Here is a 23,250-nt window from a genome sequence, read left to right as displayed (position 1 = left end):
AGCTAAGCATTAATTTGCTTAGCTTTTTTTGGTTTTTAGTATAGTTTGGTTTTTATCAAGATAAATGTAGTCAAGCAAATATTATTTTATTTTAATCAAATTTTCTAAAAAGACCAATGACTTTACCGAGAATCATAACATTTTTAGAAATAATTGGTTCATAGGCAGAATTTTGTGGCTGTAATCTAATATGATCTTCTTCTTTAAAAAAGAGCTTTACAGTTGCTTCATCATCTAGAAGAGCAATAACAATATCATTGTTTTGAGCATAACTCTGTTTTTCTGCGATTACATAATCACCATCGTGTATACCGGCTTCAATCATGCTATCACCACTTACTTTAAGCATAAATAAGTCATTATTACCTACCTTTAAATAGCTTAAAGGAAGAGGGAAATAATCCTCAATATTTTCTTCTGCAAGAATAGGAGCTCCTGCAGTTACCTTGCCAACTATCGGAATATTAATTATTTCTTTATCAGTTTTATTTTCTTGATCATTATTATATATAACCTCAATAGCCCTTGGTTTAGAAGGATCCCTGCGTAAGTAATCAAGTTTTTCTAGAGTTTTTAAATGACTGTGAACAGAAGCAGGAGACTTTAATCCAACTGCTTTTCCAATTTCACGCACAGAAGGTGGATATCCTTTAGATTTTATTTCATCTATAATAAATTGTAAAATACTTTGTTGTCTTTTAGATAGATCTTCCATAATGATTCCTCCATTCTTATTTTCTTCTATTATAACATAAATTTTAATAATAGACAAACAATCGTTCAAATAATCCTTGACAATGAACATACGTACTGCTATAATATAAATACAAACAGTTGTTTAGTACAGGTGTTTCATTAAAAATAAATGGGAGGGATTATTTATGAATGGTTTAAATTCTTATATTATAAATTATCAGGGAGTTAAGACAAAAGATAGAGTTGGAAAATCGGTCTTTTTTAAAATTCTAGCAGTTTTAATTGCTATTTTAGTTTTAATCATTATTTTAATATCAGTGTTTTCACTAATTAGTTCTGGTGAAAACAGCAGTAATTTTATTAATCATGAGATAAAAAATGGAGAATCTCTCTGGTCAATCGCCTCACAATATTATAATAAAAGTGATGTTGATTTAAGAAAAGTAATTTATAAAATCAAAAAAATTAATAACATAGATTCAGCTGTAATTAATCCAGGGCGAGAATTAATTATCCCTTTAAATTACTAAATATAAAAATTTATATATTAATGATTGTGAGACAGAAATTTTTTTACTGTTTTGCAATCATTTTTGCTTTTGTTATAATTAAATAATGCTGCAAAATATTTAATACACCAGCCAAACAGAAAGGTTGATAATTATGAAAAAAACTATTATTTATACTCGAGTCAGCACTCAAAAGGAAAGTCAGAGTACAAGTTTAAAAAGACAAAAAGAAGAACTTTTAAGTTATGCTTTGGAAAATGAACTAAAAGTAATAAAGACTGTAGAAGAAAAAGAAAGCGGCTTCAATGAGAGCAGGCCGGGAATTATAGAAGTTTTAAACTTAATTAAAAAGAAAAAAGTTGGAATACTATTGGTTCAGGACAGCAGCCGTTTAGGTCGGGGTAATGCTAAAATGGCTTTAATTCATCAGGTAGAAAAAATGGGAGCTGAAATACATACCTTAGCTGATCAAGGTGCTATTGCCTTAAATGATTTAGAAAAGATGATTTTAGAGATATTGGGAGTAGTTGAAAATTATCAGCAAGAATTAAGAAATCAAAACATAAGTCGGGCCATGAAGAAAAAAATAGCTGAAGATAAATTTAATCCTGCCGCTAATTTAAGTAATATTGATCAGGGAGGCAGAGATCGGAAGGAAGTTCCTTTGGAGGAAATTATTCGATTAAGAAAATTAGATTTAACTTTTAAGGATATAGCTGCAACTCTCAGAGGTTTGGGGTATGATGTTTCTAAATCAACCGTCCATAGAAGATATCAAGAATATAAAAAGAATAATGAAATCGTACTATAATTCTGGATATGTCTATAAGGAAAGGTACTAATAAATTTTTCTTGGCTTAATCATAAATCCTTTTTAATGTAAAGTATTTTACTTTTATTCTTGATAAAAATGCTATACTTAATATTGAGAAATAAAGAATTTTATATAAATGAGTTAGACTATACTTTAATGAGGTGATATAAGATGAATAATAAGATAAATCCTAATAAGATCGCCGTCATTGGAGCTGGAGGAGTTGGTGCAACAACTGCTTATGCTTTAATGGTTCAGGGTGTAGGTTCAGAAATAGTTTTAATTGATCTTGATCAGGATAAGGCTGAGGGAGAAGCAATGGATTTAAGGCATGGTGCTTCCTTTGTAAATCCAGTTGATATTTATGCAGGTGATTATAAGGACTTAGCAGATGCTAAGTTAATAATAATTACAGCTGGTGCAGCGCAAAAACCAGGAGAAACTAGGTTGGACTTAATTAAGAAAAATACTGGTATTTTCAAGAATATTATACCTTCAATTACTAAGTATAATCAGGAAGGAATACTGTTAGTTGTCACTAATCCGGTTGATATTTTAACTTATTTAACTTATAAAATATCAAGATTTCCAGCTAACAGAGTTCTGGGATCAGGAACAGTATTAGACAGTTCTCGCTTTAGATCATTGTTAAGCAAAAACTGTGGAGTTGCTGCAAGTAATGTTCACGGTTATATTATTGGTGAACATGGTGATAGTGAAGTTCCGGTCTGGAGTTTAACCAATATTGCAGGAACTCAAATAGATAATTATTGTCCTATTTGTAAAAAGGGATGTGCAGATAATGATCTTAAAGAAATAAGTGATCAGGTAAAAAATGCTGGTTATGAAATTATTGAGAAAAAGGGATCTACATTTTATGCAGTTGCTTTAGCAGTTTCTAGAATAGCCAGAGCTATTTTAAGAGATGAGAATGCAGTCTTAACAGTTTCATCATTAATGGAAGGTTATTATGGAGTTGAAGATATGAGTTTAAGTTTACCAACTTTAATAAATTCTAATGGAATTAAAAAAGTTTTAGAACTGCCGCTGTCCGAAGATGAAGAAAAAGCTTTTAAAGAATCAGCAGAGCATTTGAAAGAAAACATTAAAGAAATCAACATTTAAATTTTAGCACAGATAAATTTTTAGTACCGAGTACTTATTAAAAATTATAAGTACTCGGTATTTAATTTTTTGAAATCCCAATATCTTAAGTTAACTTAAGATATGAGATATAAAAAGAATAAATTTAGGATAGCTAATTTAAAGTAAATAAGATAAATATAATTAGACACTTAATAACACTTAATAAAACTTCGTAAAATAATAATTTTACGAAGTTTTTACTTAAAAAGTTAGTTTTCACTGAAATGAGTTAAAATCAGCAAATTTTATCTTTTAGGAGCACTTTTGATAAAGCCTCATAAATTAAAAAGCTGATCAAATCCCCATCTTAGCGAAAACTTTTTACTTCTAGAGCCTCTGCTTTTATTTCATTTTATTTAAAATTGCAGCTGAGCTAACTTTTAACTCTTCTAATAAATATACTTAAATTATTATTCTCTATAAACTGCAGCGACTTCTCCGTAATAAAATGTGTGCATGTCTTTATCAGGATACATCTTTTCTAAAACATCTTGATCCAAGTTTTCTTTTAACATATCCTGCTGATATTTAATTTTACAGATAAAGTGCAGATCGTTTCCTTTGATGATTGGAACTTCAGATTCTTCAACCTCTGCTAGTTCTAGATTCAACTCTTCAATTTTATTATAGTCTCTGCCGGACTTAGTTCCACAAAACTGAAGTTCTTTTTTCAGCTGACCATTTAGTGGTACACTGACTGTGAAATATTTGCTGTTTTCGATTAGCTTATGTGTATGGCGTGATTTTCTAACAGGTGCCATTAAAATATTTTTGTTCCAGATAAAACCAGCAGTTCCCCAGCCCATTGTCATTGTATTTATTTCTCCATTATTTTTAGTTGTTAAAAATACTCCTTTGGGCAGTACTTCATTATAATTATTTAAAACTTGATTAAAATCTACTTTTTCCATTTATTAACACCTCTATTTAAATTTTTATTTTATTAAATTTAATATAAAAAAGCTGAATATCACTATCAAGAAATATTCAGCCTTATTAAAATTCATTATTGTTTTATAGTTTCAATGATTCATCATAAATAGTATAATGAAATTCATATTTTAGTTATTTTAAATTGCCATTCTCGTGTAAATCTTTGATTTGAACTACATCTTTATCTCCGCGTCCAGAAAGATTAATAATTACAATTTGATCTTTATCTAATTCGGCAGCTACTTTCATTCCACCTGCTACAGCATGAGCACTTTCTAAGGCGGGAATAATTCCTTCTTTTTCTGATAATAAATGGAAAGCATCCAGAGCTTCCTGGTCATTTGCTGTTGTGTAATTAGCTCTACCTGAATTTTTAAGATAACTATGTTCTGGACCAACTCCAGGATAATCTAGACCGGCAGCTATAGAATGAGTATGAGAAACAACATCACCATCATCATATAAGACATAACTTTTAAAACCGTGAAGTTCGCCTGGTTTACCATAGGTTAATGGTGCTGCATTTTCTCCAGGCTTAGCACCTTTACCGCCCGGCTCAATACCTAGAATATTTACTTCTTCATCATCAACAAAAGGAGCAAATAGCCCAATTGCATTACTTCCTCCACCTACACAGGCAACTATATAATCAGGTAACTTATCTTCTTTTTCAAGAATTTGTTTTCTAGCTTCTTTACCTATAATTGACTGAAATTCTTTGACCATAGTTGGATAAGGATCTGGTCCAACTGCAGAACCCAGCATATAGAAAGTATCATCAGCGTTTTCAACAAAATCTTTTAATGCTTCATCAACTGCATCTTTCAATGTTGCATCTCCAGCTGTTACTGGACGTACTTCAGCTCCTAAAAGTTTCATTCTAAAGACATTTAATTCCTGGCGTTTAATGTCAACTTCTCCCATATAGACAATACAATCCATATCAAACAAAGCACAGGCTGTTGCAGTTGCTACACCATGCTGTCCGGCACCAGTTTCGGCAATAATTCTTTTTTTACCCATCTTACGAGCGAGTAAAGCCTGACCAATACAGTTGTTAATTTTATGAGCCCCAGTGTGGTTTAAATCCTCTCTTTTTAAATATATTTTTGCACCTCCAACTTCTTCAGTTAGACTCTTAGCAAAATATAAGGGACTGGGTCTACCAACATAGTCTTTAAATAGATAAGCTAGTTCATCTCTAAATTCTTTTTCATCTTTAATTTCAAAAAAAGCTTCTTTTAAATCTTTTAAAACCTCTGATAACTCAGGTGGAACTATACTACCTCCAAAATCACCAAAAAACCCATCTCTCTTCTCATCTCGACTCTTCTTATTCATTCTCTCAGCCTCCATCTCAAATTTTTAGAATTTAATAAAAGTTTAGCAGAAATACTGCCGGCTGTCAACTTAAGAAAAGATTTTAAATTCAAAAAGCTACCTCTCTAGTCTCATTGATAGTTAACATTCGATCCCAGATCATAAGTTCATCCATACTGATGAGATCCCTGATCAATCAAATTTCCATCTAAAGGGTAATAAGCATAAATTTTTTTCTTCAGTTCACGATCTTGAAATATATTTATTATTTTTGATAAAAAAGCGCCATTTTTTATCTTTATATTCTTCAGCATAGTCAATATTTATTCTGGGAGAGTTTTCAATCTCAAATTCTTCTGTTTCAGTATCAATTATATATAGGAAATCACTTTCAATTAAATTACAGCCATTTAAATTCTTATTAATTTTGAGGGCTTGAGATAATTTTCCCGGTCCATTTGTTAAATTTTCAATTTTGCTGCTTTTAATCTGCCGATTTTCTTTAATATAATTTAGTCCTTTTAGAGGCTCAACTGCTCTGATTAAAACCGCATGAGGGTTATTTTCAGCTGCTGTTACCACATTTAAACAGTAATACATTCCGTAAATCAAATAAATATAGGAATGGCCCCCTTTTTTAAACATAGGAGCTGTGCGTTTGGTTTTCTTATTATTGTGAGCATGAGAAGCTTTGTCCTCTGCTCCACAGTAGGCTTCAGTTTCCACAATTTTAACCTTTATAGTTTTATCATTATATTTTCTAACAATTACTTTGCCCAGCAGATCTTTTGCTGCCTGTACTGCATCTTTTTGATAAAATCCCTGTTTTAAACGCAAAATATCACCCCTATTTCTGTATAAATAATTTTATTAAGCAATTATTTATAGAAATGAAGTTAAAATTTTTATTATATTTTATAACTCTTAAACTGAAACTTTCCCCTTAATTGTGGGATGAGGATCATAACCAATCAGTTCTATATCTTCAAAGTCAATCTCAAAAATATCATCAGTATCTTTATTAATTTTAATCTTTGGTAAAGGTCTTGGTTCCCGACTCAGCTGTTTTTTAATTTGATCAAAATGGTTTTGATAAATATGTACATCACCACCAGTCCAGACAAAATCACCTAGTTCTAGATCGACAACATGTGCAATCATATGAGTTAATAAGCTGTAGCTGGCAATATTGAAAGGAACTCCTAAAAAGGTATCACAGGACCTCTGATATAATTGACAGGATAACTTACCCTCTGCTACATAAAATTGAAATAAGAGATGACAGGGAGGGAGGGCCATCTTATCTAGATCACCAACATTCCAGGCATTTACTATTAATCTTCTGGAATAAGGATTTTCTTTAATCTGTTCAATTACCTCAGAAATTTGATCTATTGTGCCATCTCTGCCTTCCCAACTGCGCCACTGATGACCGTATACATTACCTAAATCACCATTTTCATCAGCCCATTCATCCCAGATATGAACATCATTATCATTCAAATATTGAATATTAGTATCTCCCTTTAAAAACCAAAGCAGTTCGTGGACAACAGCTTTCCAGTAAATTTTTTTAGTTGTCATTAAAGGAAAACCCTGCTGCAGATCAAACCTTAACTGATGACCGAAAATACTTCTTGTACCTGTACCTGTCCGATCTGGTTTATCTACTCCATTATCTAAAATATGCTGACACATTTCAAGATATTGTTTCATTTAAATCACTCCTGGAAATTTTATTTTTTCGCTTATAAATCTGATATGAATATAAATATGGATTATTTTTATCTGTCTTACCTTTTTCCTCTGATACTTTTTCCCAATTTTGCCAATTAATATCTGGAAAATAAGTGTCTCCAAAAAATTCATTCTCGATCATTGTTAAATATAACTTATTACTATAGGGTAAAAAGAGTTTGTAAATTTCTTCTCCGCCTATAATAAACGCCTCTTTTTCTTTTTTGTTTAAAAATTTCTTTAATATTTCTATTGCTGAATGAACGATTAAACATCCCTCAGCAGAATAATCTTTATTTTTTGTCATAATTATATTGGTTCGACCAGGTAATGGTTGGGCCAGAGACTCGAACGTTTTTCTGCCCATTATTATTGGTGATCCCATAGTAATCTGTTTAAAATGCTGTAAATCTGACGGTAACCTCCAGGGCATATCTCCCTGATTACCAATTAATTGATTTTCATCCATTGCTGCGATAATTGATAAACTCATTCCTACACCTCATTTAGCTTAATTAAAAATAACTCTATTTATACTTTATCATAAGTTTTCTCATTTTAAAATATTAAACCTAATTTAGAGTGATATTCATTTAATCAGCCCAGTCTTGAACCAAGTTTAACTTCCTGTTCAGGCTCAATTAAAACTACTCCTTTTTCACTGTAAATACCTAAAACCAATACCTCTGACATAAAATCAGCAATTTGTTTAGGTGGAAAGTTAATAACTGCAAGAACCTGTTTTCCAATTAAATCTTTTGTTCTATATAAATCAGTAATTTGAGCACTTGATTTTTTTTGGCCAATATCCTCACCGAAATCAAGCCTAAGTTTGTAAGCGGAGTCATTAGCTTTTTCAAAGTTTTCTGCTTCAATAATTTTTCCCACTCTAATATCTAATTTCATAAAATCTTTAAATTCTGCCATTAAAATAAACCCTCCCTTAATCTTAATAGAATAGTTAGAAGTCATTTAAGGGCTGTATATATACAGCCCTTAAGTAGATAATATTATTGAATTTTATTAATTTAGATTGTGTGTTTGCCTCTATCCCAATCCATATGTGTCTTAATTAATCTAAATTCTCGATTATCTTTATTGTAGCTTAAAAAATAATCATTATTTAATTTAATTCCTAATAAGCCTTTGTACCGATGGCCGTCAAGGTTGTTATCTACTTTAGCTTGTTTTATAGAATCACAACCAGTTACAACACCGATCGGATAACCGTCTTCTTCAATTAAAGCGTCAATTCCTAATGGACATTCTTGATCAGTATCATAATCAACCATATACTCTTCTTCTACATATTTTTCTGGTAATTGAATCCAGGTGATTTGTTTTTTCTCATTTTTAATATAATTTAGATACTGGTTTTTTATCTCTATTAGTTCATCTATGACCAACCATTCTCCAGCAGCATCAAAATCTCTTTCAGTTTTTTTAAAATAATTATCGGAAGGTACTTCAATTTTCTTTTGAGAATTTTCTTCTAGATCTTTTTTGTTTAATACCTGACAATTGTTATCCAACTCAAAGAAACTAATAATATTCATAAAAACACTCCTTTCATTTAATTGTCTTAGTATATATATTAGATGAATAATGAAAATATCCTGCATGCTTCTTTATTATAAATATCACAGTATTTAATTATCTTTTAATTAATATACCCTTTTAAGATATTCCATTCTGGAACTCATATTTTTAAGCAGCAGATCGACTAATGTTAAGGCAGCCATGGCTTCTACCACAACAACAGCTCTGGGTACAATGACTGGATCATGCCTCCCCTTAATACTAAGTTCAATATTTTCTCCTGATTTGTTAACTGCCTGCTGTGTCTTTTCTATAGAGGGAGTTGGCTTAACTGCAGCTTTTAATAAAATATCACTGCCTTCGGTAATCCCACCTAAAGTTCCACCAGCATTATTTGTTAGTTTATTAATTCCCCCTGCTTGATACCTATAAAAATCATTATGCTCATAACCTGTCATTTCAGCAGCATCAAAGCCGCTGCCTATTTCTACTCCCTTAACCGCTCCGATAGACATAACCGCTCTTGCTAATAGGGCATCACATTTATCAAATACCGGATCACCCAAGCCGCTGGGTATGTTTTTAACAATACACTCAATTGTTCCACCTGAGGAATTATTTTTTTCAATCAGCTCATTTAAATAGTCTTCAGCTTTCTTAACTGCATCAGAATCAGGCATATATAGAAAGTTATCCATAATATAATCTTCATTAAAATTTTTAGGATCAGCTTTAACCGGGCCGATTGAAGCAGTATAAGCTAATATTTTAACATCTAAAGCTGCTAATACTTTCTTTGCAACAGCACCGGCAGCTGCTCTAGCAGCAGTTTCTCTGCCGGAAGCACGTCCACTACCTCTGTGATCTCTAAAGCCGTATTTTAAGTCGTAACTCAAATCAGATTGGGCAGGGCGATAAATATCTTTAAGGGCTGAGTAATCCTTAGATTTTTGATTTTTATTAAAAATAATTAAAGAAATAGGTGTTCCTGTTGTTTTTCCTTCAAATATTCCTGATAAAATTTCAACTTTATCTCCCTCTTTTCTGGGAGTTGCAAAGGGAGACTGGCCCGGTTTCCTTCTATCTAAATCTCTTTGAATATCCGCTGCAGAAATTTCAAGTCCGGCTGGACAACCATCTATTACAACTCCCAGAGCTTTACCATGTGACTCACCCCAGGTTGAAATTTTAAACATATCTCCTAATATTGAACCAGACATTTTTAACCACCTCATTTTTCCTCTTTTCTGGAATATATTCTAAATAAAATAGTTGCATTAAGTTACTTTAAACCCATGCTCTTTTTGACTTCATTCATTGTATTTTCTGCAGTTTCGGCTGCCCTTTCTTTTCCATCATTTAATATCTGATCTAAATAAGAATTATCATTGATTATTCTATTATATTTTTGCTGAATAGGTTTTAAAGTTTCAATAACAACTTCTGCTAGTTCTTTTTTTAATTTTCCATATTTACCATCAGAAAAATGTTCTTCAATTTCTTTACGGCTTTGTTTGGTTAATGCTTGATAAAGAGTTAACATATTTTTAATACCGGGAGATGCATGTTCAAATCTAGTTTCACGGTTGGAGTCAGTAGTTGCACTCATTATAGTATCTCTGATCTCATCAGGTGAATCAAGTAGACCAACAGCATGTTTATTTTTCATTTCATCAGCACTCTTACTCATTTTAGCTTCTGGATCATCAAAGCCCATTATTCTGGCTCCGCTTTTTCGAATTAATTCTTCTGGTATTTTAAGAACATTACCGTATAAATTATTAAATCGTTGGGCAATATCCCTTGTAATTTCTATATGCTGTTTTTGATCTTCACCTACAGGGACTAAATCTGTTTTATAAAGCAAAATATCTGAGGCCATCAATACTGGATAATCAAATAAGCCGGTTCCAACTGAATTAAGTTTTTTAGATTTGGATTTAAACTGAGTCATTCTTTCTAACCAGCCAATAGGAGTTACACAATTTAAAAGCCAGGTTAATTCGCTGTGCTGTGGGATATCAGATTGAATAAATATTGTAGACTTATCTGGATCAATTCCACAGGCAAGGTATAAGGCGGCAACTTCTCTAACTTTTTTTCTCAGATACTGTGGTTCAATACTTTCCGGAATTGTAAGTGCATGCAGATCGACAATACAAAAAATGTTATCATATTTACTCTGGTTTTCTACCCATAAACTTAAGGCTCCAATATAATTTCCAATATGCAGTTGACCTGTTGGCTGAACACCAGAGAAAACTCGCTTCTTATTATTCATTTAATTAAACCTCCAAAATATTATGATAGAATTTATCAAAATTTCTTTAATTCTAGTTTAGTATAGTTAACTTAACTAAATTATACATGAAACTGACTTAAATATAAATTATATTGATAATAGAGTAGGACCAGCCTTTCAGCTGGGACCCCTCGTCAAACTGCACGTACGGTTCTCCCGTATACAGCTTTCCGTCAGTCGTTGCCCGTCTCAAGGAATAAGTCTTCGTCACTGTGTTACCACAGCTGTATATTTTAGTCCTCTAGGACAATCTAGTAAGTAGTGAAACGAGTCCCTTCTTCCTGAAAAAGGAATTGGGGATTCTTTTGTTTTGATTCATAACTGCTTTCTTTTTCTCTATATATGACCTTAACCACATTCGTATCCATTCATCCAAACTCCGGAAAAGAATTTTCACATCCTGTATTATCTTCAACTTCGACTGCGCTGGCTGTCCTTTGCTAAACTGGCTTTATCCTCCTGCAGGTCACCCTGTTATCTAAGGACCAGTCATCATAGCTACTATTGACGCCATCTGAACATGGTTGTTATGCCGGCATTGAGCTTTTTCGATTTTTTGGCGAATCGCCATTTACAGATGCCACCTCTGGTTCACATAATGTTTTGGACTAACAGCACGTCTCAGACTCTTCAGATTTCACCTCACGGTGAACACCCTGTCATTGTTGACTTTTACATGATACATGCCACAACATAGATAGGACTTTCACCTACTATCAGAATAATTTACGGAGCACACAAAAAATAAACAGTGCTAAATTTTCAGCACTGCATTTTTTAATCTTAAATATCAATCAGTTGATAAAAGCTTGATTTCTTTTTCTCCCATAATACCATCGGGTTTATAGATCATAACTATTATTAAAAATACTGCCAGCAGTACCTGAGTTAAACCAAACATTCTTGGTATTTCAAATCCAAAAAGGTTTATTCCCTCCTACAGAGGCTGAAGAATTTCTAGGATTGCAGTTATGATAGCTGCTCCAAGTATGGAGCCACTTATACTTGAGACTCCACCAATAACAAGCATCATAATAATTTGGAAAACAACAAGCAGATCAAAAGAAGAAGGACTTATTGTAAGAATCAGGTGGGTCCAGAGTGCTCCACCAACCCCGGTGAAAAAACTGCTTATCATAAAGGCATAAGCCTTGTATTTAGCACTGTTGACTCCCATAGCCTCTGCCAATCCCTGATCTTTACCAATAGCTTTAATTGCTCTACCAAATCTAGCAGTAAGCAGGGTCCAAATTAGATAAATCAAGAAAATAGCTATCCCAAAAATCCACCAAATATTTGTATAAGGAGGTGCTCCTCTAAGGCCGGTTGCACCATTAGTTATTGGTCTAACATTTTCGGCAATATTAATCATAATTATATTTATTCCGAGTGAGGCAAGAATAAAGTAATGACCTTTTAATCTAAAAGCAGGTAAAAGTATAGTTAAACCAACAATCATTGCAACAATTCCTGCTAAAATAATTGAAAATATAAAAGGAACCTGTGCCTGTTCTAACCAGAGCGGGAGACTTAGAGTATTAGCTTTAAATTCTACTGGTAGAGTTAATAAAGCAGTGGTGTATCCACCAGCAAGCATTAAACCTCCATGTCCTAATGAAAATATATTTGCATAACCATTTGTTATATTTAAACTAAGAGTTAAAATAACATTAATCCCGAATAAAAGCAAAATTCTATAATAATATCCGCTCAACGAATTTGATAAGATGAAAAGCAGTATAAAAAAAATAAAAAGAATGACTAATGTATATTTTTTTCTATTTTTAAAAAAATTATCACTGTGATTTTCGGTTAATTTCATAATTATCTACTCCCATTTAATATTAGATCTGAAAAGTCCGGTTGGCTTATAGAACAGAATAATAAATAGAACTATCCAGACAAAAAGCGGACGAAAGCCTGAGTAGACAGATGGTAAAAATGCTACAAATAATACCTGTCCGACTCCTAATAAGAATCCACTTATTGCGGCTCCTGAAATATTACCAATCCCTCCAAGTACTGCAGCGATAAATCCACTGATGCCGGGGTGATAACCCATTGCCGGTCTTACATTTCCATATTGAAGTCCCCAGGCAACACCAGCTACTGCAGCCAGTGCAGAACCAATAACAAAAGTAGCTACTATAATTGAGGTGCTGTTAATCCCCATTGCTTCAGCTGTTTGTTTATTATATGAAACACCTCGCATTGCAATCCCCAATTTAGTATTTTTAATAAAAAAGCTTAAAATTAAAGTTATTATTACTGTAAAAACAAAAATAATTAAATTCAAATCTGTGATTAAAATATCTCCCCAAAAACGAATACCCTGTAAATATTTAGGCATTGGAAACTGCATTGAACGGCTTCCAAATAACATAACAAATAAACTTCTGATGCCGATTGAGGCGGCAAGCGAAGTAATAAATAATGTTATATCTCCAGAACCCTGAACCGGCCGATAGCAGAATCTTTCCAGTAAAACTCCAGCTAAAACTGAAGCAATAATAGCTAAGATAAGTGCTATTGGAAGTGGAAAGCCTAAGCCTGTAATCGCATACATAGCTGTAAAGGCTCCAATCATAAAAACTTCACCATGGGCAAAATTTATTAATCCTAGAACCCCGTATATCATAGTATAGCCAACAGCCAAAAGTGCCAGCATGCTGCCTAAACTTAAAGCATTTAAAACCTGTTGAAAAATATATGTTAAATCCATAAAATACTCCCTTCTCGCTAATCAATATACATTAAGCAATACCCATATATGTTTTTTTAACATAGTCATTTTGTGCTAATATTGAAGCTTTTTCGTCTAATACAAATTTTCCTTTTTCCATAACATAGGCGTGATCTGAAAGATGTAAAGCAAGATTCACATTTTGCTCAATTAGTAAAATAGTTGTGCCCATCTGATTAATTTCTGCTAATCTATTAAAAATTTCTTCGGCTATTATAGGAGCTAATCCTAATGATGGTTCATCCAGTATCAGCAAATCAGGATCCTGCATTAAAGCACGGGCAATTGCGAGCATCTGCTGTTCTCCTCCAGATAGAGAACTTGCTTCCTGATTTTTTCTTTCTTTAAGTCTTGGAAAAAGCTGATAAACCTCTTCTAATCTTTTTGTAAAATCATCTTTGCTGACAGTATAGGCTCCAATTCTAAGGTTCTCATATACATTTAAATTTCCAAAAACTTCTCTTCCTTCTGGTGAATAGCCAATTCCTTTTGCAATAATTTTATAAGTTTCTAAGCTGTTTATGAGTTCATTTTTAAATTTTATTTGACCACTACTGGGTTTAATTAAACCTAGAATGGTTTTGATAGTTGTTGATTTTCCAACTCCATTTGCTCCGACTATAGTTACAATCTGTCCTTCTTTGATTTTAAGTGAGACATTGTGCAAAACCTTAACTTTACCATAGCCTGATTCTATATTCTCTAAAGTTAATAAATTTTTGTTATTTGAATCTTTAGCCATTAGTCTACTCCCTTCTCAAAACTTTCTTAAATCTCTGCTTTTATACCTGATAGCTTTTACCTAAATAAGCTTCAATAACTTTTTTATCAGCTTGAACATTTTCTGGACTTCCTTCTGCAATAATATCTCCATTTTCCATTACTATAATTCTAGAACAGATATTCATAATTACCCTCATATCATGTTCTACAAGAATTGTTGATATCTTTAAATCTTTATTTATCCACTTTATTATCTCAACAAGCTCATCAGTTTCTGAAGGATTCATACCCGCAGTTGGTTCATCCAGCAGTATTAAATCTGGTTTAAGTAAAATTGCTCTAGTAATATCAGCTTTGCGTTGGATTCCAGGTGGAAGATCATCGACTTTATCATTTTTATAATCAAGTATATTAAAATGTTTTAAAGTTTCATTTATTTCTTCTAAATATTTTTTTTCTTTAATCTTAAATTTTTTTGTTCTAAAAATTGTGTCTAAAATATTATAATCATTCCAAATATGAAATGCTAACTGCATATTTTCTAAGACAGTCATCCCTGACATAAGCCTAATATTTTGGAAAGTTCTAGCAATGCCTATATCTGCAACCTGATCTGGTCTTAAATCTGTAATATCGTTGTTCTGGTAAATGATATTACCTGAGCTTACAGCTAAATTTCCACTTATCAGATTGAATGTAGTAGTTTTGCCAGCCCCATTAGGACCAATTAAGCCTAAGAGTTCTCCTTTATTTAGTGTCATTGAAAAATCCTTGACAGCTGTTAAACCACCGAATTTTTTGGTTAGTTTAACTAATTTTAATATTTCTTCACTCATTATAACTCCTTTCTGATAAGTTAAAAGATGAGGTGAACAAAAATTGTTCACCTCAATAATAGTCTTTTACTTTTCAAAGTCTTCTGGCCACATTGTTTTAATAAATACTCTTTCTCCATTTTTAATTTGCTTGATTACAACTGGTTTAGTAGGAGGAAGATTGGGCTCATATTTGATAGGAACGATTAAGTTATTAAATTCATTATTAATTAGTGATTGTTGAACAGCTACTCTTTGTTCTGCTAAATTCATTGACTTCCATTCTTCAGCATCAATTTTTCTAATTGCTTCTAAAATGATCTGGGCTGAATCAAAACCAAGGCCTTCAAAGCCACCCGGTGTATATCCGTGTTCTGCTTCAAATTTTTCAACAAATTCATTTGCTATATCTGTCATTGCTTCTTCGACAGCAAAGTGTGAAGAAATATAAGCTCCTTCTACAGAATCTCCACCAATGTCTATTACTTCATCGAAATCTCCAGCATCCGGATAAATTATTGGTACATTTATACCAAAGCGTCTTGCCTGGTTTGCAATAACGGGAGCATCTTGAGGTAATGGCGGAATAATAAATAAAGCGTCGATATCTTTAAATTGTCTAATTCTTGTCATTTGAGCTGTATAATCCTGGTCACCAGTTTGGTAATTTTCTTCCACAGCGATTGGATTTTCTTTGCCTGTGAATTCTTTAAAAGCTTCAATAAAATGTTCTGCCAGAGTAATACTGTAATCAGCATTTACATCTTTAATAATGGCAATATTATCGAAACCTAAATCTTCAGCAACATATTTTGCCAGTGCTCTTGCCTGAGCATCATCCCCAAAAGGAGTCATAAAAATATAATCTCCCATTTCAGCTATGCTTGGAGTTGTAGCGGTAGGGTCCATCAAAACGGTTTTATTATTTTCAAATATTGGTGCTGCAGCTGATAAATAATTAATATCTACCGGACCAATACCAGCAATTACATTTTCTTCTTCAATTAATCGAATTGCAGCATTAGAAATAACTGTTTGATTACTTTGACCATCAATATTAGTGTAATCGATTTCCTGTCCGTGAATTCCACCTTTTTCATTTGCCATATCAACAGCCAGCTGGGCACCTCTCAATACCATTTCTCCAATTGACCCTAAAATACCAACCATACTCGAAGTACCACCTATTGTTATTGGATCAGCTGCCAGAGTAAATATGGAAAACTGTGCCACTAACAAAAAGGTTATAAATAAAATACTAAATGCTCGCTTCTTCATATGCTTTCCTCCTAATATTTTATCTTACTTAAAATTGGATATTATATTCAGCTAAAGCTTTTTTATCAACACGCATTCTTGCAGTTTTTTCTGGATCTACTACCTGAGATACCTGAAGATCACAAATAACACTCATCAGCATCGCCAATTCGTTATTTTCTAAGTCTAATCTCTGTTTTAGAAATGTGAACATATTGTCAGCTGCTTTTTTGGCTGCTGCATCAAGTGTTGGCCCAGACGCAATTGTATAAAAAGCATCATTTCTTTCTACCATCGGATCGGTAATTTCTTTTCCTTTGATAACATCAACTTTAACAGTTACTTCACCTGCAATTTCTACTCCACTAATAACTACTTCTCCATCCCCCATTGCTGCATGTAGATCTCCCATTGCCAGCATTGCACCAGAAACTTTAACCGGGAAATATAATGTAGAACCTTCTGTGATAACTTTTGTGTCCATATTACCGCCATGAGAGGCGGGGGTTCCACAAGGCACAGCTTCTTCATCTTTGCCCGGTGAACAACCAATTACTCCAATCATAGGATTTAAATCAATTTTTATTTTATCACTGAATACAGCCTTATTTTGTTCAATTGGAATTATTTTTGTTTCTGATTCTTCAATAAAATTATTTAAAAATCCCATTTCTGGTACTGCTACCATGACACCGTGATCATTTAAATCCATCTTTTTTATTTCAACCTTAAGTGTATCACCGGGTTCTGCCCCTTCAATTTCTAGAGGTCCAGTAGCAGGATTAACTGTATCCCAGTCTGTTGTCTCAAATAATACATCCTCTGTTTGGATTTGATTACTGAAGCAGTCTTGAGTTTCAAAGACAACGGTTTCACCAGGTTTGCAGGAAGCTGCAGGTTTATTCTCTGCTGACATGCTGTAAACCACATTTTTGGAACCTATTCGCATAAAAACACCCCCTTTTTTAATGCTTTAGTTATCTAAAGTTGATACATTATACCATATTGAAAAATTAATTGTAAAGATTATGACCTGGGATAATATTTAGAAAATTGAGCAAAAATATGATTGAGATATTCAGCTTTTAATTTCACTAATATTTCTACCTTCTGGATGCCTATGGCAGGGTGATTGACCCTCCTCGGGGCAAGCCCTCAAGGTTTGCAAGCAGACTTTCACTCTATCACAAGATAAGTACCAGCTCTATATTTAGTATAAATGTCCTTCTCATTTTTCATTTTAAACCCTAGCATATAATTTTCAAAATAGTGACTTAAATCAATAAATTTATCTACTTAATACCCTGAGTGGTAACCACAATAATATATCTGTTGTTTTAGTTCTTGTGGAGGAACATTAATAATATAATTATTTTAATAGAAAAAAATACCTGCATAAAAATTAAAAACATTATACATGCATTAGTGTTAAGTGATATTATATAAATAGAAGCTCCTGAGGTAGTATTAAATTTTTTGGACAAGATTGATGAAAATATATCACAGTTAAAAGATTTTCCTTACAAAGGGAAAAAGCCAGACGATGAAAATTTAAATTCTAAAGGATACCAGATACTTGTTATAGGAAGTTATCTTGTGTTTTATGTAATATTTCAAAGAGAAAAAATTGTTGAAATTAAAAGAATCATACGTGGTTTTCCCAATTCAGGAGATTTTTTAATTTTATTAAGCGTACTTTTAAGTCTTGGTTTAACACTTCCATCTAAATTATCAATATGATTTTTAACTTCAGAATAAAATTTAAGCTTCATCAATTTAAGCCTCCTAAAATCTATTCTTTATCTAATAACTCCATTATTTCTTTTTTACTTTACTGCATCTTTAAGATCAAAGTTTTCTTTTCTTTTTGCTATAACCTCTTCCATATGGGCATCTTCTAATTGGTCTTCCAGAAATTCTATTTTTTCTAGTAACATTTCATATTCCTCAATATCCATCATAATATCTTCAATATCATTATTCCTGGTAATAAAAAGCGGGGACTCTTTTGTTTTATCTAACATTTTACTAAAATTACAAACAATTTCAGAAGATGAAACCATGTGCTCTCTATCAATTCTTAAAGTAACCACTATCAAGTTTATGAAGTTTAGGGCGACCGCCATTACCGAACAAATTTGCAATGGAGAGCAGCGGAATCTTTAATCCCATGTTAAATCCCATGTTATATGAAGTCTTGGTTATCAAATTGATCTCTATTACGTGTTATGGTATAATTGATTACGTAAAGAGGTGATACTAATGAAAAAGAAACTGACTTTAAGTATTAATGATGATCTTATTGAATTTGCCCATAATTTTTCAAAAGAAACTCATCAATCTATTTCACATATTGTTGAAGAATATCTTATTGAACTAAAAAAGAACAAGGAACAAAATTTTGAAGAACAAAAATTGCAAAAAAGAATAGAAAAACTTTATGGTGCTTTTGAAAGTAAACCTATTCCTGATAAAAAAGATTTAAGGAGAGCTTTTCATGAAAAAAATTACAATTGATATAAATATTCTCCTTGATTTTTTAAACAAACGTAATAAGCATAAACAAGCTGCTCAAATAATTGAATTGTGTAATGTAAATAAAATTCAGGGATATTTATGTGCTCATGAGATTACAACCTTGGCTTATTTTTTAATGAAAAACTATAATGATTCACAAAAAGTAAAATTTGTATTAAATGAGTTCTTAGACATGTTTAAATTAATTCCTATAACTGAAACTATATTAAGAAGATCTTTAAATTCAGAAATAAATGATTTTGAAGATGCTGTTATAGATGTTAGTTCTTATGAGAATGAAATTGACTATATAATAACCAGAAATCTTGATGATTTTAAAAAAGGTAATGTAAAATCTTTAAGTCCAACGGAATTTTTAGCTATTTTTTCAAAAGACAACTAGGGATTTCATATAACGTTACTGGGATTTAAGAAGTTCGTGAGGTTTAGGGCGACTGCCCTTACCGAACGAATTCGCAATAGAGCGCAGCGGAATCTTCAATCCCATGTTATGTGATCATTGAGCGATTGTCTTTTTATTTTAAAAAAGTCATTATAATAAATTTAAAGCTAAAGAAAATAATTCCTGCAAATTATTAATTTTTTATCTATTTATCATTATATTATGTATTTATTATCATAATTATGATATAATATTGATATAAAATAAGAAAGGTGATGATCTTATGCCAATTATTAGACCCGTTTCTGATTTGCGAAATAATTTTAAAGAAATATCTGATGTTTGTCATGAAAATGGAGAACCTGTCTTTTTAACTAAAAATGGTCGTGGAGATATGGTTGTTATGAGTATTGCTCAATTTGAAAAGCAGCAAGCTCTTTTAGAACTCTATAAAAAATTAGGAGAAGCAGAAAAAGAAAGTGAAAATAATGCTCCTACTACTCCTCATGATGATTTAATGCACCAAATGAGGAAGAAATTAAATGAATAGTAATCAAAAATATGAAGTTATCTATCTTCCAGCTGCCAAAAAGGATCTTAATGAAATTATTTCATATATACAAACAGATGCTTGTTATAGGAAACTATCTTGTGTTTTATGTAGTATTTGAAAATAAAAAAATAGTAGAAATCAGAAGAATTTTACATGGCAAGCGAAAATATAATTTTTTATTATAAAATAATATTTTCAGTGAGCTCAATGTCACATAACGTCCCTGGGGTTTTGAGCTCGTGCCTGATTCCGTCAGGAACTGGCGTAAAGCTTGCTTTTTCATATTCGTGATTGGTTAGCCTGCAAGCTTTATGACAGAAAGCATGACGCCAATCACATGTTATATGATCGTTTGCTTCTTTTGACCTTCTCTTTATATAATTATTTATTCTTTTTCTTTTACCTGCTTTCTTTTTAGTAATACAAATGTTATAATATAGTTGAGGTGATAAACCATGAAAACTATAAAATTAAGAAAAGTTGGTAACAGCTACGGCTTTACTATTCCTAAAGAGCTTAAAGAAAAATATAATCTTAAAGAAGGGGAAGAACTTCATATCATTGAAAATGAAGATGGTTTTACAGTAACCCCTTTTAATCCAGAATTTGAAGAATGGGCTAAAGCTTTTGATAAGACTAACCAAAAATATAAAAATACTCTTAAGGAATTAGCTAAATGAATGATATTAAATTTATACCTAAAGACATAATTCTTTTTTTCCATGAACAACTTGTTAAAATTTATGGTGGTAGTTTTGGTATTAGAGATGAAAATTTATTAGATTCAGCTCTTGAACAGCCTAAAGCAACTTACCAGGGTGAATATTTACACGATTCACTGCTAAAAATGGCAGCAGCTTATTGCTATCATCTCTGTAATAACCATCCATTTATTGATGGAAATAAACGAATTGCTTTTGTAGCTATGGATACTTTTTTACAAAAAAATAATCTAGAAATTACAGCTTCCGAGAAAGATGCCTATAAAATGATGATTCAGGTAGCTTCTGGCCAGTTATCGAAAAAAGAACTAACGTTATTGCTTGAAAATAATACAAATTCAATAGAATGATAAACCTTCTGAGTTCATTAATCAGGAGGTTTTTTGTTTCTCAATCTACTAATCGGCAAATGTCAGATAAAGTCCCTTGGATTTTGCGCTCGTGCCTGATTCCGCAGGAACTGGCGTAAAGCTTGCTTTTTCGTATCAGTAATCAGTTAACCTGCAAGCTTTATGACAGAAGTCATGACGCCAATCCCATGTTATGTGACGTATCATGGTTTTTATCTTAATAAATCGAGTAAATTATAATAATAATATTTTCTATTTCTCTTTTTATTATCTGAAAATATTACCTTCTCTTCCTCAAGAGTATTAAGATATCTTCTACAAGTTGTATCAGGTATCCCTGTTAAAGAACTAATTGTTTTCACATTGAATATCGGCTTTTGAAACATTGCTTTAATTAGATCTACTAGATTAGTACTATTTATTAAATTCATTGCATTTTCTAAATCTAGTTCATACAGATTATCAATTTCTTCAATTAGATCAATATTTTTGAGTACTTGTTTATTTACGCTTTGCAAGAAGAATTTAATCCATTCATCCCAACCATTCCCCTCTTTTCTTGTTCCATTCAGCAATCTATAGTATTTATGTTTATCTTTTTCTAATACTTTACTGATAAATAAATTGGGAGAATTTATGAGATTTACATCATATAAATACAGCGGGATTAATATACGACCAATTCTACCATTACCATCTAAAAATGGATGAATGGTTTCAAATTGAGCATGTATTATTGCTATCCTGACTAAAGATTGTAAATTATCATTGGGATTATTAATATAATTTTCTAGGTTAGACATATAGGAATCGACTAATTGTGGCTGAGGTGGCACAAAAGTAGCTGTTTTTAAAGTACATCCTTCTGGGCCTATGAAATTTTGAATAGAACGATATTCTCCAGGAGCTCTATTTTGACCTATAACACCATTACTCATTAAAATTTCATGTAATTTTTTGAATAGACGTGTTGATATAGGATATTTTTCTAAAGCATTCTCACCATAGTTTAATGCATCATAATAATTCAAAACTTCCTGAGCATCATTGTTTTTTTCATTTTTATCAATATCAAATTCTAAAACTTCATCAAAAGTTACTTGTGTACCTTCGATTTTGCTGGACTGTACAGCTTCCTGTAAACTAAAGGGAGTAATAAGAAAATACTCATTAACTTTAGATTTTTTTAACATAACCTGATATTTACCTACATTTGTACTTGCATTAATTAGTTCATTATAAAATTCCATAGGATTTATTTGTTCTTCTATTGGTAATTCAAATGGTTTAAAAGGTTTCATTTAGATCATCCTCTCTTTTATTTTCATTTTATACATTTTATTATAATATAATTCGCTTTATATTGCAATTATCTTCAAATTATTATTTTATGAAAATAAAAAAGAGTTTATTTGATTTATGATATGTCACATAACGTCCCGCAGGTTTACAAAGTCCATCAACCCTTAGATAGCTCCTATCTTGGGTTGATGGATTTGGGTGCAGCGTAGCGGAACCGTAAACCTTGTTGTTATGTGATGTATGCTGCCAAGTAGAAGAGATTGGGAGGTCCGAGTAGGGACCCGATCTGTTCTGCGCTTTTCCACATAATTATTTCTTTATTTTTTTTATATTTTTTCAAGATTGCAACTCAATTTTATAATAAGTTATAGTCTATTTTTTAAAGCATCAGGCATTACAGAACTCTAGCGAAATAATAGGAAGTTCACAGTCTATTCATCTTCATAACTCAAGTTAATTTCATTCGGAAACAAAATTCTAAGATAGTCTCTTCCAGCATATAGAATACAATATATAGATACATATTCATCATCAGTTCGGTAAAAGATAATATAATTGCCTGACACCAAGTATCTAAAGTCAGTTTTTATATTTACTTTAACTGACAAATCTGCTCCCATCATAGGAAATTCTTTTAATTTCTCATAACTCTCTATTATTTTACTTACCACTTTTATTGCTGCTGCAGGGCTTTCTAACTCTTTTGTAATATAATCTCTAATCTCTATCAAGTCTTCTGTTGCTAAGGGATTAATTCGTAATTTAGGCATTATACACCACTTTACAACTTTTTATCATGCAGCATCCCTGAATGAAATAAAGCTGTGCAAACAATCCTTTAAATTCCCATAAATTTTGGTATTTTCGAA

General features: G+C 31.9%; 29 protein-coding genes and 1 pseudogene. 10 read left to right on the top strand and 20 right to left on the bottom strand.

All coding sequences use genetic code 11. From position 1 onward, the window contains the following. Positions 1–91: 91 nt before the first annotated feature. Positions 92–715: a transcriptional repressor LexA gene (lexA, locus tag C7954_RS01765; RefSeq protein WP_073155392.1), complete on the bottom strand. Its 624-nt coding sequence runs from the start codon at positions 713–715 to the stop codon at positions 92–94. Positions 716–881: 166 nt separating this feature from the next. Between lexA and yneA the strand changes: the two genes are divergently transcribed. The 3 genes from yneA to C7954_RS01750 all read left to right on the top strand — a co-directional run bounded on the left by yneA (position 882) and on the right by C7954_RS01750 (position 3,144). Next, entirely contained in the window at positions 882–1,226 is a 345-nt protein-coding gene (yneA, locus tag C7954_RS01760; protein ID WP_073155389.1) for a cell division suppressor protein YneA, read from the top strand. A gap of 133 nt (positions 1,227–1,359) precedes the next feature. Beyond that, on the top strand, positions 1,360–2,016 hold the full coding sequence (locus tag C7954_RS01755) for a YneB family resolvase-like protein (RefSeq protein WP_073155386.1): 657 nt from the start codon (positions 1,360–1,362) through the stop codon (positions 2,014–2,016). A gap of 174 nt (positions 2,017–2,190) precedes the next feature. Next, positions 2,191–3,144: an L-lactate dehydrogenase gene (locus tag C7954_RS01750; RefSeq protein ID WP_073155384.1), complete on the top strand. Its 954-nt coding sequence runs from the start codon at positions 2,191–2,193 to the stop codon at positions 3,142–3,144. 431 nt (positions 3,145–3,575) lie between these two features. Here C7954_RS01750 and C7954_RS01745 read toward each other — a convergent pair whose 3' ends face one another. The 15 genes from C7954_RS01745 to C7954_RS01670 form a co-directional block, all read right to left on the bottom strand. Continuing rightward, positions 3,576–4,076: a flavin reductase family protein gene (locus C7954_RS01745; RefSeq protein ID WP_073155382.1), complete on the bottom strand. Its 501-nt coding sequence runs from the start codon at positions 4,074–4,076 to the stop codon at positions 3,576–3,578. 154 nt (positions 4,077–4,230) lie between these two features. After that, positions 4,231–5,439: a tryptophan synthase subunit beta gene (gene trpB, locus C7954_RS01740; protein WP_073155379.1), complete on the bottom strand. Its 1,209-nt coding sequence runs from the start codon at positions 5,437–5,439 to the stop codon at positions 4,231–4,233. A 222-nt stretch (positions 5,440–5,661) separates the two neighbouring features. Beyond that, the gene (locus C7954_RS01735) at positions 5,662–6,255 is read right to left on the bottom strand and encodes a DNA-3-methyladenine glycosylase (protein ID WP_134058559.1); all 594 of its coding nucleotides are present in this window, start codon (positions 6,253–6,255) and stop codon (positions 5,662–5,664) included. An 87-nt stretch (positions 6,256–6,342) separates the two neighbouring features. After that, entirely contained in the window at positions 6,343–7,134 is a 792-nt protein-coding gene (locus C7954_RS01730; protein WP_089719119.1) for a thymidylate synthase, read from the bottom strand. Beyond that, the gene (locus C7954_RS01725; protein ID WP_073155370.1) at positions 7,118–7,648 is read right to left on the bottom strand and encodes a dihydrofolate reductase; all 531 of its coding nucleotides are present in this window, start codon (positions 7,646–7,648) and stop codon (positions 7,118–7,120) included. The genes C7954_RS01730 and C7954_RS01725 overlap by 17 nt, the downstream gene beginning before the upstream one ends. A 104-nt stretch (positions 7,649–7,752) precedes the next feature. Beyond that, positions 7,753–8,082 (bottom strand): tRNA-binding protein, encoded by a 330-nt coding sequence (locus C7954_RS01720; protein ID WP_073155368.1) that lies wholly within the window; start codon positions 8,080–8,082, stop codon positions 7,753–7,755. A gap of 101 nt (positions 8,083–8,183) precedes the next feature. Then, the gene (locus C7954_RS01715; RefSeq protein ID WP_089719114.1) at positions 8,184–8,711 is read right to left on the bottom strand and encodes a hypothetical protein; all 528 of its coding nucleotides are present in this window, start codon (positions 8,709–8,711) and stop codon (positions 8,184–8,186) included. A 108-nt stretch (positions 8,712–8,819) separates the two neighbouring features. Further along, on the bottom strand, positions 8,820–9,914 hold the full coding sequence (gene aroC, locus C7954_RS01710; RefSeq protein WP_110300757.1) for a chorismate synthase: 1,095 nt from the start codon (positions 9,912–9,914) through the stop codon (positions 8,820–8,822). A gap of 62 nt (positions 9,915–9,976) precedes the next feature. Further along, positions 9,977–10,975, bottom strand: coding sequence for a tryptophan--tRNA ligase (gene trpS / locus C7954_RS01705; protein WP_073155356.1), 999 nt, complete (start codon positions 10,973–10,975; stop codon positions 9,977–9,979). Positions 10,976–11,933: 958 nt separating this feature from the next. Next, complete coding sequence (locus C7954_RS01695) at positions 11,934–12,710, bottom strand: branched-chain amino acid ABC transporter permease (protein WP_208320664.1); 777 nt, start codon at positions 12,708–12,710, stop codon at positions 11,934–11,936. A 114-nt stretch (positions 12,711–12,824) separates the two neighbouring features. Next, positions 12,825–13,718 (bottom strand): branched-chain amino acid ABC transporter permease, encoded by an 894-nt coding sequence (locus C7954_RS01690; protein ID WP_073155349.1) that lies wholly within the window; start codon positions 13,716–13,718, stop codon positions 12,825–12,827. A gap of 31 nt (positions 13,719–13,749) precedes the next feature. Next, positions 13,750–14,481: an ABC transporter ATP-binding protein gene (locus C7954_RS01685; RefSeq protein WP_073155344.1), complete on the bottom strand. Its 732-nt coding sequence runs from the start codon at positions 14,479–14,481 to the stop codon at positions 13,750–13,752. A 40-nt stretch (positions 14,482–14,521) separates the two neighbouring features. Next, complete coding sequence (locus C7954_RS01680; protein WP_073155342.1) at positions 14,522–15,298, bottom strand: ABC transporter ATP-binding protein; 777 nt, start codon at positions 15,296–15,298, stop codon at positions 14,522–14,524. Positions 15,299–15,364: 66 nt separating this feature from the next. Continuing rightward, positions 15,365–16,555 carry an ABC transporter substrate-binding protein gene (locus C7954_RS01675; RefSeq protein WP_073155340.1) on the bottom strand — a complete coding sequence of 397 codons (1,191 nt, stop codon included), beginning with the start codon at positions 16,553–16,555 and terminating at the stop codon, positions 15,365–15,367. 28 nt (positions 16,556–16,583) lie between these two features. After that, positions 16,584–17,483, bottom strand: a complete 900-nt coding sequence (locus tag C7954_RS01670) for an acetamidase/formamidase family protein (RefSeq protein ID WP_089722756.1) — start codon at positions 17,481–17,483, stop codon at positions 16,584–16,586. A 527-nt stretch (positions 17,484–18,010) separates the two neighbouring features. Here C7954_RS01670 and C7954_RS14140 point away from each other — a divergent pair. Continuing rightward, positions 18,011–18,127, top strand: a pseudogene (locus tag C7954_RS14140) (type II toxin-antitoxin system RelE/ParE family toxin); the annotation flags it as partial. 20 nt (positions 18,128–18,147) lie between these two features. Here the strand turns inward: C7954_RS14140 and C7954_RS01660 are convergent. Continuing rightward, positions 18,148–18,306, bottom strand: a complete 159-nt coding sequence (locus tag C7954_RS01660; protein ID WP_223174532.1) for a hypothetical protein — start codon at positions 18,304–18,306, stop codon at positions 18,148–18,150. A gap of 54 nt (positions 18,307–18,360) precedes the next feature. Next, entirely contained in the window at positions 18,361–18,627 is a 267-nt protein-coding gene (locus tag C7954_RS01655; RefSeq protein ID WP_234971169.1) for a type II toxin-antitoxin system Phd/YefM family antitoxin, read from the bottom strand. A gap of 169 nt (positions 18,628–18,796) precedes the next feature. Between C7954_RS01655 and C7954_RS01650 the strand changes: the two genes are divergently transcribed. The 6 genes from C7954_RS01650 to C7954_RS01625 all read left to right on the top strand — a co-directional run bounded on the left by C7954_RS01650 (position 18,797) and on the right by C7954_RS01625 (position 21,079). Beyond that, entirely contained in the window at positions 18,797–19,051 is a 255-nt protein-coding gene (locus tag C7954_RS01650) for a DUF6364 family protein (RefSeq protein WP_073160970.1), read from the top strand. Continuing rightward, on the top strand, positions 19,032–19,454 hold the full coding sequence (locus C7954_RS01645; RefSeq protein ID WP_089722757.1) for a type II toxin-antitoxin system VapC family toxin: 423 nt from the start codon (positions 19,032–19,034) through the stop codon (positions 19,452–19,454). The genes C7954_RS01650 and C7954_RS01645 overlap by 20 nt, the downstream gene beginning before the upstream one ends. A 283-nt stretch (positions 19,455–19,737) precedes the next feature. After that, positions 19,738–20,004 (top strand): type II toxin-antitoxin system Phd/YefM family antitoxin, encoded by a 267-nt coding sequence (locus C7954_RS01640; RefSeq protein ID WP_089722758.1) that lies wholly within the window; start codon positions 19,738–19,740, stop codon positions 20,002–20,004. Positions 20,005–20,015: 11 nt separating this feature from the next. Then, positions 20,016–20,192 (top strand): type II toxin-antitoxin system RelE/ParE family toxin, encoded by a 177-nt coding sequence (locus tag C7954_RS14135; RefSeq protein WP_208292418.1) that lies wholly within the window; start codon positions 20,016–20,018, stop codon positions 20,190–20,192. 270 nt (positions 20,193–20,462) lie between these two features. Next, positions 20,463–20,687 (top strand): AbrB/MazE/SpoVT family DNA-binding domain-containing protein, encoded by a 225-nt coding sequence (locus tag C7954_RS01630; protein WP_013405740.1) that lies wholly within the window; start codon positions 20,463–20,465, stop codon positions 20,685–20,687. After that, positions 20,684–21,079 (top strand): type II toxin-antitoxin system death-on-curing family toxin, encoded by a 396-nt coding sequence (locus tag C7954_RS01625; RefSeq protein ID WP_089722759.1) that lies wholly within the window; start codon positions 20,684–20,686, stop codon positions 21,077–21,079. Before C7954_RS01630 ends, C7954_RS01625 begins: the two co-directional genes overlap by 4 nt. 212 nt (positions 21,080–21,291) lie before the next feature. Here the strand turns inward: C7954_RS01625 and C7954_RS01620 are convergent, their stop codons facing one another. After that, entirely contained in the window at positions 21,292–22,380 is a 1,089-nt protein-coding gene (locus C7954_RS01620; protein WP_133505759.1) for a Fic family protein, read from the bottom strand. 432 nt (positions 22,381–22,812) lie between these two features. Continuing rightward, positions 22,813–23,151 carry a type II toxin-antitoxin system RelE/ParE family toxin gene (locus tag C7954_RS01615; protein WP_073160986.1) on the bottom strand — a complete coding sequence of 113 codons (339 nt, stop codon included), beginning with the start codon at positions 23,149–23,151 and terminating at the stop codon, positions 22,813–22,815. Positions 23,152–23,250: the final 99 nt, after the last annotated feature.

Source organism: Halanaerobium congolense (genome assembly GCF_004366375.1).
Taxonomy (GTDB): Bacteria; Bacillota; Halanaerobiia; order Halanaerobiales; family Halanaerobiaceae; genus Halanaerobium; species Halanaerobium congolense.
Note: the sequence above shows the minus strand (reverse complement) of the source record. Positions and strands in the feature narration are given on the sequence as shown.